This window comes from Legionella wadsworthii DSM 21896 = ATCC 33877 (assembly GCF_000701265.1).
GTDB classification, from domain to species: Bacteria; Pseudomonadota; Gammaproteobacteria; order Legionellales; family Legionellaceae; genus Legionella; species Legionella wadsworthii.
This window is the reverse complement of the sequence record NZ_JNIA01000022.1, coordinates 225699-240100: the sequence shown is the minus strand read 5'-3', so window position 1 is coordinate 240100 and position 14402 is coordinate 225699. Positions and strand designations below refer to the sequence as shown.

Below are 14402 nucleotides of genomic sequence, written 5' to 3'. Positions count from 1 at the left end.
TAGTTATGATGAAAGGTGTCGCAATAGTTACTGGGGGAACTGGTGGCATCGGTACAGCCATTTGTCAACGTTTAGCTGCCGATTATCAAGTTGTCGCGTGTTATTTCAAGCATGGAAAGCATGAAGAAGCGAAACAATGGCAAGAAGAGCAAAAAAAACTTGGATATGATATTGATATTGTATATGGCGATATCGCGCAATTCGCTGATTGTGAGAAAATAATCGCTTTAGTCATGGAACGTTATGGTTGCGTTGATGTATTGATCAATAATGCAGGTGTAACTCAAGATTGCAGCTTACGTAAAATGACCCCTGAACAATGGCAACAGGTGATTGATGCCAATTTAACCAGCGTTTTTAATATGACACGCCATGTTATCCCCCTCATGATTGATCGGGGTTATGGTCGCATTATAAGTATTTCTTCAATTAATGGTCGAAAAGGACAGTTTGGCCAATGTAATTATGCTTCAACCAAATCCGCACTGTATGGGTTTACCAAAAGTCTGGCCTTAGAAGTCGCGAACAAAGGAATCACAGTCAATACAATTTCTCCTGGGTATATAGAAACTCCTATGCTTGCTTCATTAAAAGAAGAAGTTCTTAAGGCCATTATATCAAGTATACCTGTGGGCAGATTAGGAAATCCTAAAGAAATTGCCGATGCGGTTGCTTTTTTAGCCTCACCGGATAGTGGATTTATTACTGGCACAAACCTGGATATTAATGGTGGACAATATATGTAACATATAAACCCAGGTCACATTAACCTGGGTTCTATGCGTTTTCAATGGCTTGATTCACAATATCCTTACTCATAGAGAAATTTATGCATCATAATAATATTGTATTGATTACAGGTGGTACCGGAGACATAGGGACAGCTATAGCAAAAGAGCTCAATACTAATTACAAACATGTTTTTGCACTTGATTTAATTACTGAAAAAGACGGGAAAGCATGGCAGAAAGAACTCAAAGATGAAGGATTTAAAAAGGTCGAGTTTCGCCATATGGATGTAACAAATTATGATCAATGTGGCGAAGTCATTTCTTCCATCATTGAGAAATATGGGAATATCGATGTTCTTATTAATAATGCAGGGATTACCCGCGATGCTGTTTTTACAAAAATGACAAAAAAACAATGGGATGAAGTATTAACAGTCAATCTGGATGGCATGTTCAACGTGACTCATCACGTGGTGCAAAACATGCGGGAGCATGAATCAGGACGAATTGTGAATATTTCTTCGGTAAATGCCCAGAAAGGTCAATTTTCCCAAGCGAATTATGCTGCCTCAAAAGCTGGGGTTTATGGATTTACCAAAAGTTTGGCACAAGAATTAATGAGTAAAAACATCACTGTAAATAGCCTTTCTCCTGGTTATGTAGATACCCGTTTAATGAAAGGCATTAGACCAGATATTTTAGATTCAATTATTGCGCAGATCCCTGCAAAACGTTTGGCTGAAACTCAAGAAATTGCATGGGCTGTTGAGTTTTTAGTGAGTGAAAAAAGTCGCTACATTACTGGAGCAAATCTTAGTGTCAATGGTGGTCTCCACATGTATTAAACCTTGTTATCTTCCTTTTAACATGTATATTTCCAAGCTGAAAAGTACATGTTGAGATCTAAAAATATAAAAGCACCTAAAAATCCAAGAGAAAACTATGACCCGTTTAATAAAGAAATATAAAAACCGTCGACTATATGATACTGAGACAAGCCAATACATTACTTTGGAAGAGTTACAGCGCTATGTAGTAGAAGGGGTGCAATTTAAAGTTGAAGACTCCCTTACCGAGAAAGACATTACCAATTCGATCCTGCTACAAATTATCGTGGAAATGGAAGCGGGACCAAGTCAATTTTTGTCATCAGATATATTAAGACAAATTATCGCTCTGGCAAATCATCCCATGGCTTCTTCTTTGAAAAAAATGATGGAACAAATGTTTCAAGTCATGGAAAAGCCTTTAGAAACGAATCCTTATCGTCAGGCAACAGAAACATGGAATCAACAAATGCAAAAAATGATGAATCAGTGGCAGAATTTATTTAAAAGTTAAAAACTTATTGATTCGCTTCGATGTCATCTTTGTAAAAATTTATGTTGCAATGCAAAAAATAATTTAATAACTCATTGACAAATATCTTCAATATCAACTATTATTAAATTGTGCAATGCAACATATCTGGAGGTTATCATGACACAACCCAATTTTGAAAAATGGACCGAGATGGCTAAAAAATTACAAGAGCCTTTCCAAGCAATAGCTGAATTAAATGTGAAAACTTTACAGGGCATTAATTATTTAAAACCTGAAGAGATTGCTCAGATAAAAAAACCTGAAGAACTTTTAGAAAAGCAAGTGAACCTGGCTGTTCAAAATGGTCACAAAGCTTTAGATTACATGCAAAAATCTTTTCAAATTCTTGAAAGAGCCATGTTAGGCTTTGTTCAGGAAGCTAAAAGAGCATCTGAAACAAAACATTAATTCCTAATTAATGAAAGCAGCTCTAAAATTAATATTTAGAGCTGCCTAATATTTTCCTAATTTATTTACTAATTATTCAAAAACTTATCCGTGATAAACCCTACTCCTGATTTGATTTTCTTGCCAATTGATATACTCTTAAGTAAATAATTGATCAGAATATGATCAGTCATTTCTGTTTTCAAGTACCACCTGATATGGAAATTCATTATTCAAGGAGGTTATCATGCTAGTCAAAGATATCATGACAAAAAAACCAGAGTATCTGTTAACTACAGCGACTATTACTGAAGCGGCTAAAAAAATGCGCGAATTAGATACAGGGTTCCTGCCTATTGGTGATAAAGCAACTGATAAAATTGTGGGGACACTCACCGATAGAGATATCGTTATCTCCGCTCTTGCCGATAAGAACGCATTAGACACTCCGGTAAAGAATGTGATGCATCAAGATGTCTGTTATTGCTTTGAAAATGACGATGTAAAAAAAGCATTTGAAAGTATGAAGAAAAAACAGATACGCCGTCTCATTGTTCTCAATCAGGATAAGAAATTATCCGGGGTGATTTCTTTAGGAGATATTGCATTACATTGCAACACTGATCTCTCTGGAGAAACGTTGAAAAAAATATCGGTTCATTAACACATTGAACTGCACAAGATCAAAGTCTGTTTTCTCTTCCTTTCTCTTGCTTTTGGATGTTGAATTCATTATGGGAGTATAATAGAGAAAGCTGATAAAGATCTGTGCATTTAGAAAATACTTTTTTAGATCGCCACAAGAGGATACAATGCCTCAAGACAAGAATGGATCTATAAACAAGATTACCGAAAATCTCTTAGAATAATCACACCATTTGATGGGTAGATTGTTTGTATGTTTTTTCTTTTCCACATCAGGGAAATGACAGGAATTTTGATTGTAATGTATTATTACTCTTAATGAGCATCATATGGGGGCTTGATTGATCATTTTTCGCTATTTAGCTAAAGAAGTGTTCGTCACTTTAATTTCGCTAACCTCCATACTTGTATTAATCTTTCTTAGCAATCAGCTTATTCAATATCTTAACCGTGCAGCCTCAGGAAATATTCCTGGCCTCATTATCATGAAATTAATGATGTTGGAGTTACCGACTTTACTCAGCTTACTGATACCCTTAGGTTTTTATATTGCTCTCTTACTTGCATACGGGCGCTTGTATGCTGAAAGCGAAATGACTGTTTTGCGAGCCTGTGGCTATGGACCTAATCAATTGTTAAGACATAGCTTCCTAATGGCAAGCGGGGTGGCTGTTGTTGTTGCTGTAATTATGATTTGGGGTAGTCCGCTAATCTATGTTGAAAGAGCAAAACTATTAAAGACAACAGGAATACAGACACTGGTACAGACGATTATGCCTGGGCGTTTTCATGCCATTAATGATGGCCAAGAGGTATTTTATGTTCAATCCATGAGCCGCAATCATACAGAGGCAGAACAAATCTTTTTAGCAAAACGCACTTCTATCGATGCACATATACGATGGGATATCTTATGGGCAGATCAAGCCTTTGCTGAGACAGATGCAAAAACGGGAGAGGATTACATCATTTTACAAAATGGAAAAGAGTACCAGGGTATTCCTGGTCATTCCGATTATCAAGTTGCAGAATTCAGTCAATATAAAACAAGATTGCCGCATCCCATTATCAACATATCTGAAGATCTTCGTACCATGAGTACCAACAATTTATTACCCTTCAATAATAAGAACCCTGCTAAGGCAGCTGAGTTACAATGGCGTTTATCTGTCCCTATTATGGTTTTTACTTTAACTTTGATTGCTGTACCCTTAAGCCGGATTAATCCTCGCTCAGGAAAATATGCCAAGCTTTTACCTGCAATCATCATTTATATTTTGTATGCTAATTTATTATTTATCGCCCGTGATGCCATGATATCTGGAAAAACACCCCAATGGCTGGGCATATGGTGGATTCATCTCCTCTTCATCTTTTTTGGATTATTTTTAATCTGGCGTAACCAGGTAAAACTGACATGAGCATGAAAATATTAGATCGCTACATTGCAAAAACGGTGCTGGGCTCTATCGGATTAGTCACCCTCATGTTAGTGGGTCTCGAAATTTTCATATTATTTGTGAAAGAACTGAGCGACTTGGGTCGGGTAGATTACGGCATAGCGCAAGCCTCTTTTTTTATTATTTTACAAATGCCGTATCAAGTTTATTTATTTTTTCCCATGGCAAGTCTGCTTGGTTCTTTAATCGGACTGGGTATTTTGGCAAACCATAGTGAGCTGGTTGTCATGCGTTCTTCAGGTATGTCCATTGCACAGATAACTTGGGCTGTTATTAAAGCATCTTTATTGCTAATCCTCTTTGTAACTGCATTGGGTGAAACTGTAATCCCCTATTTAACCCATTATTCAAATGATTATAAAACCGCAGCAGTGAGCGGAGGACAAACTTTAAGAACTACGAAGGGTTCTTGGATGCGTTATGGAAACGATTTTATTTTTGTGGGATTTATCAGTTCCAATGAGATTCTCAACGACATTTACCAATTTCGTTTTGATAACCAACATCATTTAATCATGTCCCGTTATATTCACGAAGCGAAATATTCACCAGCAGGTTGGGTTGCATTTGACGTACGACAAACCAATTTTGATGCCAATAAAACAACAAATCAGGCTTATGTGTCTCTTCCGTGGGAAATATCTGTAAAACCTAAAATTCTCATGATTAGCAGTATTGAACCCGACGAAATGACTCTAAAAGAATTGAATCGTTATATACGGGAACAAAAGCATAACCATCAAAATGTCCATAACTATCAATTTGCTTTTTTACAGCGGATTATACAGCCGTTAACCACAATGGTGATGATGATTCTTGCCATTCCTTTTATTTTTGGACCTTTGCGTTCCAGTACAATGGGATCAAAATTGCTGGTAGGTGCGGCGGTAGGATTTAGTTTTCATATTTTAAGCCGTTTTTTTGGTCCTCTGAGTACCGTATTTCAATTGCCTCCGGAATTGGCTGCTTTAGGGCCTAGCCTTATTTTTGCCCTATTGGGTTTGTACTTGATGCGAAGGGTAAGATAATTCTTCAAGCTTTATTTGACAAAATGATAAATTATAGGATGAATGTGGTAAAATGGTGAGCACATGGTCATTAATTAAAACAAATGATAACAATTCAATGTAAATTTTGTAGACAACGTATGGAACCCACTGTGTGTTGGGAAAAAAGGTTGGTGACAACAGATCAAGCAACTTATTACTGTAGTTTGTGTAAAAAGCAATTATTTGTCCTGGGCGGATTTTTAGATAAACCGTTTTGGCAGCGTCCTGTTTATTTATGGTTTTGCAATTCCTTTATCATTGAACTGATCGATTGCTTGGAAAAAGCGAGAAACCTTTTAAAAGAGAGGCACTTAGGTAAATTCATCTATCTTCTTTTATGTGTCGCCATCGCAGTAGTTGTATATTTCTTTCTATAATTAAATAATTTCTTCCATGGATCAGACTACCTGTCCTGCAGCCCATCCTGAAGACCACGCCCATTGAAAATTATACCCTCCTAACCAACCTGTTACATCCATCGCTTCTCCAATGAAGTAAAGTCCAGGAATGTCATTTGCTTCCATTGTTTTCGAAGAAATCGCATGACAATCCACTCCACCCATCGTGACTTCCGCAGTACGGTATCCTTCAGTTCCATTAGGTTTCACAATCCAGGCGTTGATTGCAGTTGCTATCGATTCAATCTCGCGATTAGAAAGATCAGCAAGCTTCTTTTCTGCAAGTTCGGGTGAGACGAACAATTCACTAACCCTTTTGGGTAAGTGCATGGATAAAATTGAAATTAACTGTTTCTGCGGCTTTTCTGTCCGACTCCTTTTGAGAGATTCTGCAAGATTTATTTCGGGCAATAAATTAATGCAGATGGTTTCTCCAGCATGCCAATAGGAAGAGATCTGTAAAATTGCAGGTCCACTTAAACCTCGATGAGTAAACAAGGTATTTTCTCGAAAAGCAATTCGTTCATTTTGAACAAGACTATCCACACCAATTCCAGAAAGCAGGGCAATTTTTTCTTTTTCCTGTACATCAAGAGTTAGGGGGACTAATCCTGCTCGCGTAGGCCATACTCTTATCCCAAATTGCTCAGCAACCTTATAGGCAAAAGGGCTGGCTCCCATGGTAGGGATAGATAAACCTCCAGAGGCAATTACCAGAGACTCGCTATGGAAGGTACCTTTTGACGTGTGGACTTTGAAATGATGAGATTTTTGAATTTTTTCTACGCTGGTATTGAGCTGTATTATTGCTCCAGCATCATCACATTCTTTAAGAAGCAAATCGACTATATCTTTAGATTTATTATTACAAAACAATTGGCCCAGAGTTTTTTCATGGTAGGGAATTTTATGTTTTTTAACCAGTTCAATAAAATCCCATTGAGTATAGCGAGTTAAAGCAGATTTTAAAAAGTGAGGGTTATGAGATTTATATTTATCGGGTTCCACATAGTAATTGGTAAAATTACAACGTCCGCCTCCTGACATTAATATTTTCTTTCCAGCTTTATTGGCATGATCTAGCACAACTACTTTTCTATACCGTTTGCCTGCTTCAATGGCGCACATGAGGCCAGCAGCACCTGCCCCAATTATGATAACATCAACTACTTCCATCTTGGATCGACTTGTTAAACTGAAACAATTCAAGAGTATCATTTCGCCCTATTGGAATCAAAGTATATCCTTGTGACTTATTGTATTTTTGCCTTACAATACATCACATATTTATTATCCTATTTTTTTTATGTATATCTTAGAGCGTCTTTTGGCCATTTTTTTGGGTGTTACGGTACTCCCTCTCCGCATTCTGGCATTTAATGCACTTTATGCGCTCCTTGCAATTCTTTTAGGGGTTGTTGCAACTTTTGGTTTACCCATAATCCTGGCATCAGTTTTTAATGACATGGGCATTTCCAAGCCAAAAAATATTTTAATAAATACTTTTTTTATATTTCCTCTTTTTGGCGCAATTGCTGCAAGTGCTATAGTCACTGCAGTAGCTTATCTGGCTTATGACACTGTAATTAATGGGTTTAAATCCATGTTTTATGGGATAAAAAACGGATTTTTTGATGGTATGGATGGCTTTCGACAAGCTCTTGCATCGCAACATAGCGTAATTCAGGACATCGATGTCTATATGAGGGCTTTTGAAGCTGGCGTCAATCCAAATGAATTAATCAATGATGTTGATTTTGATGGATTTCAGCGAGTTAGGGGAGAGCTGCAAGATGTTGTAGTAGTCCATGAGGACCTAGAGGTTCCCGATTTAGAAAGCAGGGGTCCGAAAACCGCTCCATTATTCAGCGATAAGCAAATTGAAACCATTAACAAAATCATAGCAGAACTGGCCCAGTCCAAAGAATCTTTATCTTCAAGAGTAAAGAGTCAGCTTGAGGATTTACAAATTGTATTTTCACAATATAAAGAGTTGTGGAAAAAACTTGAAGAGGTACGTTCTGCTTTAAGAGATAAGGATAAAACCCGTATTACCGATGAAATGATTGCCTATAATGAGGTGGAAACACCTATTCTACTGGTCAAACAATATAAGCAAGGAGAGAAGTGGCATAATGTCCCGGCAAACAGCTATGTGACGGACAAACAGAGCTTATTGCAATGGTTAAAGACCAATCCGAAACATCCGCTTAATAAAGATCTTCTGAAACATCCAGAGCCTTATGATACAAAAGAAACACGATACATCTGGTATGAATTGACGCAAGATAATTGTTCTTCTCAAGAATTAGATGAGGCAGCAGAGCGAATAAATATTTTAATCAAACATTTACTCCCTATATTGACTACCCAACAAAGATCCAATTTAGGTTTGGGTTCTAACCCTTTCTCCTTTTTTAGTATAAAAGAAGCAACTTTAGATTCCACTGCTATGACGCTTGAGGATGGGCGCTCTCTTTTAAACTCTTCCCCGTAAGTTTTTTTACTTTAATTTTATTTGCGGATGCATTTATGTTTATACTAAGTGTATCCACCGAGATAATTAAGGGACCTATTCATTATGAATGAACTTGATATTTTACAATTATTTTATGATGAGATGAAAAACCGGGGTGCAACTCGAGATCAAGTCTATTTGAATATGGAAGAAGAAGCTGCAGCCATACTTTCTCATAAATTTAATCAATCGGTATCTGTGGAGCAAGTGCAAAGATTAACGGATGTTTGCATTGCGAATGAATGGTTGGAAAGAACTACAGCCGATCCCAATTATAAGTATTTATCTTTAACTGAAGCTGGATTACAAATTATTTTAGCCCGTCAATACAGTTAATTAGTCGTTAAGGGTATAAACTTTAAGCAAAATTAGGTAAAATATATCATTTTATTCTTTTTTGTTGTTAATATGCCAAAACGAACCGATATTAAATCCATCCTCATCCTTGGGGCAGGTCCTATTGTTATAGGGCAGGCTTGTGAATTCGATTACTCTGGTACTCAAGCGGTACGCGCCCTCAAAGAGGAAGGGTATCGAGTCATCCTAGTTAACTCGAATCCCGCAACAATAATGACTGATCCGGAACTTGCCGATGCAACTTATGTTGAACCGGTTTCCTGGAAAGAGGTCTCACGTATTATTGAAATTGAACGTCCAGATGCCCTTTTGCCGACTATGGGCGGGCAAACGGCTCTAAACTGCGCTTTAGACTTGGTGCGTGAAGGAGTTTTGGCAAAATACAACGTTGAAATGATCGGGGCTACTCGTGAAGCCATTGACCGAGCTGAGGATAGAGAAAAATTTCGTCAATTGATGATTAAAATTGGTTTGGATATGCCGCGTTCAGCAATTGCCCACAGTATGGAAGAAGCAATTCAGGTACAAGCGCAATTAGGTTATCCAGCCATTATTCGCCCCTCATTTACTATGGGCGGCAGCGGAGGCGGTATTGCTTATAACCGTGAAGAATTCGAAGAAATTTGTATGCGGGGATTGGAATTGTCTCCTACTCATGAGTTATTGATTGATGAATCGGTACTCGGATGGAAAGAATTCGAAATGGAAGTGGTTCGCGACAAAAATGACAATTGCATTATTGTTTGTACCATTGAAAACTTTGATCCCATGGGGGTCCATACAGGTGACTCCATTACCGTAGCTCCCGCCCAAACACTCACCGATAAAGAATATCAACGCATGCGAGATGCAGCCATTAAAGTATTAAGAGCTGTGGGCGTAGACACTGGAGGCTCTAATGTGCAGTTCGCCATTAACCCGGAAGATGGCCGAATGCTTGTAGTGGAAATGAATCCCAGGGTATCGCGAAGTTCTGCTTTAGCCTCCAAGGCAACAGGATTTCCCATTGCAAAGGTAGCTGCAAAATTGGCTGTAGGTTACACACTTGATGAGCTAAAGAATGAAATTACAGGGGGTAAAACTCCGGCTTCATTTGAGCCTAGTATTGATTATGTCGTGACAAAAATACCACGGTTTAACTTTGATAAATTCCCCCAAACCCCCAGTACACTCACAACCCAAATGAAATCTGTGGGTGAGGTCATGGCCATTGGCTCTAATTTTCAGGAATCCTTACAAAAAGCAATTCGTGGTTTGGAGATAGGACGTTGTGGTTTGCATCCACTATTCAAAAAAGGGGATTTGGCACGCTTAAGAGGACATTTACGAGAACCTACACCGGATAGGCTTTGGTATGTGGCAGACGCATTTAGAAACAATATGTCATTAGAGGAAATTCATCAAGAAAGCCGTATTGATCCCTGGTTTTTGGCTCAAATCAAAGAATTGATTGCACTGGAACGATCCGTGTCAGATAAAACTCTGGCTCAAATGGACGCAGTCATGTTGCGCTTACTGAAGCGTCGGGGGTTTGCTGATGCTTATTTGGCGAAATTGTGGTCTTGTCATGAAGAACAAGTACGCCGACGCCGTAAGGAGTTAGGGGTCGTTCCTGTTTATAAACGCATTGATTCTTGTGCCGGCGAATTCCCCAGTGATACGGCATATATGTATTCATGCTATGAAACCAGTTGCGAATCAAGGCCTGAATTTGGTAAGAAAAAAATTATGATTCTCGGAGGAGGTCCAAACCGAATTGGCCAGGGAATCGAATTTGATTACTGTTGTGTGCATGCAGCAATGGCGCTTCGGGATGCAGGTTGCCAGACCATCATGGTTAATTGTAATCCTGAGACGGTATCTACGGATTTTGATACCTCTGATCGATTGTATTTTGAGCCACTGACGCTAGAAGATGTTTTAGGAATTGCTGACGTAGAAAAACCAGATGGGGTAATTGTTCATTATGGTGGACAAACTCCTTTGAAACTCGCTCGTGCTCTGGAAGCAAATGGAGTGAAAATTATTGGTACTTCTCCAGATGCGATCGATAGAGCTGAAGACAGGGATCGTTTCCAAAAATTAGTGACGGAGTTGAAATTACACCAACCCGATAATGGAACGGTGCGCAGTGAGTCGGAAGCAATTGCCTTAGCCAATAAAATTGGTTATCCCCTGGTTGTCAGACCTTCTTATGTTCTTGGTGGCCGAGCTATGGAAGTAGTCTATCAAGAAGAAGACTTGCGTCATTATTTATCCCATGCAGTAGCTGTATCTAACGATTCACCTGTATTGCTGGATAAATTCCTCAATGATGCAATTGAAGTGGATATCGATGCAGTTTGTGACGGCCAGGAAGTTTTGATTGGTGCCGTAATGGAACACATTGAACAGGCTGGAATTCACTCAGGAGATTCGGCTTGTACCTTACCTCCATTTAGTTTAAGTGTGGTAGTCCAACAGGATTTAATGGAGCAAATGCGTCAAATGGCATTGAACCTAGGGGTAGTTGGTTTGATAAACGCTCAATTTGCGATTCAGGCTGATGATATTTATGTTCTGGAAGTTAATCCACGTGCGTCAAGGACAGTTCCCTTCGTTTCTAAAGCGACTGGATTACCTTTAGCTAAAATAGCAGCCAATTGCAAGTTGGGAATAAGTCTTAAGGAGCAGGGTTTAAGCCAAAATCACCACATGCCCTCCTTTTATTCAATTAAGCTTCCTGTATTTCCTTTTATCAAATTTTCAGGCGTCGATTCCATACTTGGTCCAGAGATGAAATCTACAGGGGAAGTTATGGGGATTGCCAGACGTTTTGGACAGGCTTATGCTAAAGCCCAGATAGGGGCAGGGAGCAATATATCCAAACGGCGACGTGCTTTTGTTTCTGTTCGTGATGCAGATAAGACACGGGTTGGCGAAATTGCCAAGAGATTAATTGAGCTGGGATTTGAAATTATTGCAACCCGGGGGACTGCTTTGGCTTTGCAAGCCGCTGGAGTCGATTGCCGCAGAGTGTTCAAGGTTAACGAGGGCCGGCCTCACGTTTTAGATTTTATTAAAAATAATGAAATAGATTTTATTGTAAATACCACTGAGGGGAAGCAGGCAATTGCTGATTCCTTTGCAATCAGGCGCAATGCATTACAGCACAAGGTTAGTTATACTACCACTTTGTCAGGCGCAGAAGCGGCTTGCTTGGCTATGAAATATGAGGATCGAGAGACTGTAACCCGACTGCAGGATTTACATTAATAAAAATTTGTAGCTCGGGGTTAATCTTGGTGAAGACCTAGGGGCAGTGGACGCATGCAATACTCCGAGGTAGCGCTTCGTTTAATCCAGACTACAGATGGTTTAATAAAAACTTATTTTCTCTTTGAAAATAGCGTAGTAAGAAATTACCAGGGAATTATTTTTTGAGGTAGATATGAGCAAACACCCTATGACAGTACACGGTGCTGAAGCACTGAAGTCAGAATTACATCGTTTAAAATTTGTTGATAGGCCCCGTATTGTTGAAGCAATTGCTACAGCACGGGCTCATGGTGACTTGAAAGAAAATGCTGAATATCATGCAGCTCGAGAACAGCAAAGTTTTAATGAGGGGCGTATCCAAGAGCTTGAAGCGAAATTGTCTCATGCGCAAATTGTAGATATCAGCAAATTGCCAAACAATGGAAAGGTAGTATTTGGTTCTACCGTGACTGTGTGCCATATTGCGACAGACAACAAAGTCACCTACAAAATAGTAGGTGAAGACGAAGCAGACATCAAACAAAATAAAATATCTTACAGTTCCCCCATTGGTCGCGCTCTGATTGGCAAGGAATTAGATGACTGCGTTTCAGTAAATACCCCAGGGGGGTTGGTGGAATATGAAATAATTGATGTGGCGTATATCTAATATTTCTATTGTTTTTCAATTTTTTATTTTGCACCGCGCATCTGCGGTGCAAACCTACCAATCCATTTTTCTTATTCAACCTCAGATGAAATCAGGTAAAATCCTGGTTTTAACCTTTTCAGATGCTCTTTAATCCTTCATATTAAATCGTTAATTTGTTCATGATGTTCTGTTAATATAATAGGGTTTGCTGTATTCCAACCATAATAAAAATAAGGATTGTTTTCATGCCAGCCTTTTTTAGCGAAAAATTAAAACAGGATAAAAATGCATTATCTGAGTTAGAGATAAGCGGTATACGTGATTTTAATGAAAGAGAGCGCATTCGATTGAGCAGTAATTTGCCGCTAGTGGAACTTGGCATAGACGTGCTTGAACTTGATGAAGAAGAGGCGCGTCAATTAATGGACAATTTAGAGCTCATTCAATTAGGAATAGATGTTCTTGAATTGAATAAAAGTGAAGCAAAAAAATTACGCGACAATATTGATTTGGTTAAAAAAGGCATAGAGGTTCTCGATTACACGCAGGATGAGTTGGATAATCTGCGTTCACGCTCTGCTTTTTATCCTACATTTTAATGAGGCATCAGGTGTGTCTCTTTTGTAGGTTGGGTTCTAAGACCCAACCATACTTTTCTCAATTTTTGTTCTTTTTATGGTTGAAACACTTCTTGCTGAATACCGCCTACCACCCATTGGGCGCTGTTTGAGAATTGACGGAAATGCCAAATCTCATCGAACTGACTTATGGGTTCCTCATTTTCTTTAATTGAACCTGTAAAGCGAACACTCGCTATGAGGGAATTTGATTGTCTGGATACATCCAACAACTCCGCATCCAAAGTAATGACTTCCGTTTTATTTTCTGCATTTCCTCGCTCATCCAATTGCATTTTAATTTCTGCAAAAATTTCTGGAGCGGTAAATGTACTTAAGTCATCCAGGTTTTTTTGGTCATATGCTGCCTGTAACCGGTTAAATGTTACTTTGGCTTCACGCAAAAAACCTTCAGGGGAAAAGCCTGCTGGATATTCACTGTTAGCCGCACTTGAGCTACTGCCTGTACTGCTATTAAAAGATTGAGTGAAGTTATTAAATGGATTTTGATTGTAAGAATTTCTCTGGTTTTGTCCTGATTGAAATCCAGGTTGCATCCTTTTGCGGAAAAAACCTACAATAAAGAAAATGATTGCACCTACCACAATCCATGACATAAGGCCACTAGCAAGGCCATGACCCATAAATAAGCTGGTTAGTAAACCACCAATTAATAAGCCACTAAGCAATCCGCCCCATCGACTTGGATTTTTTGAACTTTGCCCAAAAGCACTGGATTTTTGTACTTTATTAGGAGAAAAAAGAGAAGTGTGTGAACGCTGGATGCCAAAACTTCTGCCTGCACCAAAACGTTTGGCAGATGCTTCATTTATTAGCAGCCCAAAACTTAGTAATGCGATTAGTAAAAAAGAAACAAACGTGCGCATAGTATTAGCCTTTCGTTATAAAATGAGATAATTAGTATAACTGAATTTAAAGAAATCTTCCTCATGTGTTTAAAATTTAACTACTATAAAAAAAATGCAAAA

At 38.6% G+C, this 14402-nt stretch carries 15 protein-coding genes; 13 read left to right on the top strand and 2 right to left on the bottom strand.

The window, feature by feature from the left end; all coding sequences use genetic code 11:
- The first annotated feature begins 5 nt into the window (after positions 1 to 5).
- The 8 genes from phbB (BU07_RS0101665) to BU07_RS0101630 all read left to right on the top strand — a co-directional run bounded on the left by phbB (BU07_RS0101665) (position 6) and on the right by BU07_RS0101630 (position 6011).
- Positions 6 to 746 carry an acetoacetyl-CoA reductase gene (phbB, locus tag BU07_RS0101665; protein ID WP_031563037.1) on the top strand — a complete coding sequence of 247 codons (741 nt, stop codon included), beginning with the start codon at positions 6 to 8 and terminating at the stop codon, positions 744 to 746.
- 83 nt (positions 747 to 829) lie between these two features.
- On the top strand, positions 830 to 1576 hold the full coding sequence (gene phbB, locus BU07_RS0101660) for an acetoacetyl-CoA reductase (protein WP_031563035.1): 747 nt from the start codon (positions 830 to 832) through the stop codon (positions 1574 to 1576).
- A gap of 97 nt (positions 1577 to 1673) precedes the next feature.
- Positions 1674 to 2072: a polyhydroxyalkanoate synthesis regulator DNA-binding domain-containing protein gene (locus BU07_RS0101655; protein WP_031563032.1), complete on the top strand. Its 399-nt coding sequence runs from the start codon at positions 1674 to 1676 to the stop codon at positions 2070 to 2072.
- A 138-nt stretch (positions 2073 to 2210) separates the two neighbouring features.
- Positions 2211 to 2501: a phasin family protein gene (locus tag BU07_RS0101650; protein WP_031563030.1), complete on the top strand. Its 291-nt coding sequence runs from the start codon at positions 2211 to 2213 to the stop codon at positions 2499 to 2501.
- A gap of 226 nt (positions 2502 to 2727) precedes the next feature.
- Positions 2728 to 3144: a CBS domain-containing protein gene (locus tag BU07_RS0101645; RefSeq protein ID WP_031563028.1), complete on the top strand. Its 417-nt coding sequence runs from the start codon at positions 2728 to 2730 to the stop codon at positions 3142 to 3144.
- A gap of 322 nt (positions 3145 to 3466) precedes the next feature.
- Positions 3467 to 4546, top strand: a complete 1080-nt coding sequence (gene lptF / locus BU07_RS0101640) for an LPS export ABC transporter permease LptF (protein ID WP_031563026.1) — start codon at positions 3467 to 3469, stop codon at positions 4544 to 4546.
- Positions 4543 to 5613, top strand: coding sequence for an LPS export ABC transporter permease LptG (lptG, locus tag BU07_RS0101635; RefSeq protein WP_031563023.1), 1071 nt, complete (start codon positions 4543 to 4545; stop codon positions 5611 to 5613). Before lptF ends, lptG begins: the two co-directional genes overlap by 4 nt.
- Before the next feature lie 131 nt (positions 5614 to 5744).
- The gene (locus BU07_RS0101630) at positions 5745 to 6011 is read left to right on the top strand and encodes a hypothetical protein (protein WP_244913833.1); all 267 of its coding nucleotides are present in this window, start codon (positions 5745 to 5747) and stop codon (positions 6009 to 6011) included.
- A 21-nt stretch (positions 6012 to 6032) separates the two neighbouring features.
- Here the strand turns inward: BU07_RS0101630 and BU07_RS0101625 are convergent, their stop codons facing one another.
- Positions 6033 to 7208, bottom strand: coding sequence for a BaiN/RdsA family NAD(P)/FAD-dependent oxidoreductase (locus BU07_RS0101625; protein WP_031563018.1), 1176 nt, complete (start codon positions 7206 to 7208; stop codon positions 6033 to 6035).
- Positions 7209 to 7359: 151 nt separating this feature from the next.
- Here BU07_RS0101625 and BU07_RS0101620 point away from each other — a divergent pair, with 151 nt between their 5' ends.
- The 5 genes from BU07_RS0101620 to BU07_RS0101595 all read left to right on the top strand — a co-directional run bounded on the left by BU07_RS0101620 (position 7360) and on the right by BU07_RS0101595 (position 13395).
- The gene (locus BU07_RS0101620) at positions 7360 to 8529 is read left to right on the top strand and encodes a coiled coil protein (protein ID WP_133134452.1); all 1170 of its coding nucleotides are present in this window, start codon (positions 7360 to 7362) and stop codon (positions 8527 to 8529) included.
- An 84-nt stretch (positions 8530 to 8613) separates the two neighbouring features.
- Positions 8614 to 8886, top strand: coding sequence for a hypothetical protein (locus BU07_RS0101615; protein WP_031563014.1), 273 nt, complete (start codon positions 8614 to 8616; stop codon positions 8884 to 8886).
- A 72-nt stretch (positions 8887 to 8958) separates the two neighbouring features.
- Positions 8959 to 12162, top strand: coding sequence for a carbamoyl-phosphate synthase large subunit (gene carB / locus BU07_RS0101610; protein ID WP_031563012.1), 3204 nt, complete (start codon positions 8959 to 8961; stop codon positions 12160 to 12162).
- Between the two features lie 175 nt (positions 12163 to 12337).
- The gene (gene greA / locus BU07_RS0101605) at positions 12338 to 12814 is read left to right on the top strand and encodes a transcription elongation factor GreA (RefSeq protein WP_031563010.1); all 477 of its coding nucleotides are present in this window, start codon (positions 12338 to 12340) and stop codon (positions 12812 to 12814) included.
- A gap of 227 nt (positions 12815 to 13041) precedes the next feature.
- A complete protein-coding gene (locus BU07_RS0101595) occupies positions 13042 to 13395 on the top strand; it encodes a hypothetical protein (protein ID WP_031563009.1) in 354 nt (117 codons plus the stop codon).
- Positions 13396 to 13469: 74 nt separating this feature from the next.
- On the opposite strand, the gene BU07_RS0101590 is transcribed toward BU07_RS0101595, so the two are convergent.
- On the bottom strand, positions 13470 to 14300 hold the full coding sequence (locus BU07_RS0101590) for a Tim44 domain-containing protein (RefSeq protein ID WP_031563006.1): 831 nt from the start codon (positions 14298 to 14300) through the stop codon (positions 13470 to 13472).
- Between the last annotated feature and the right edge of the window lie 102 nt (positions 14301 to 14402).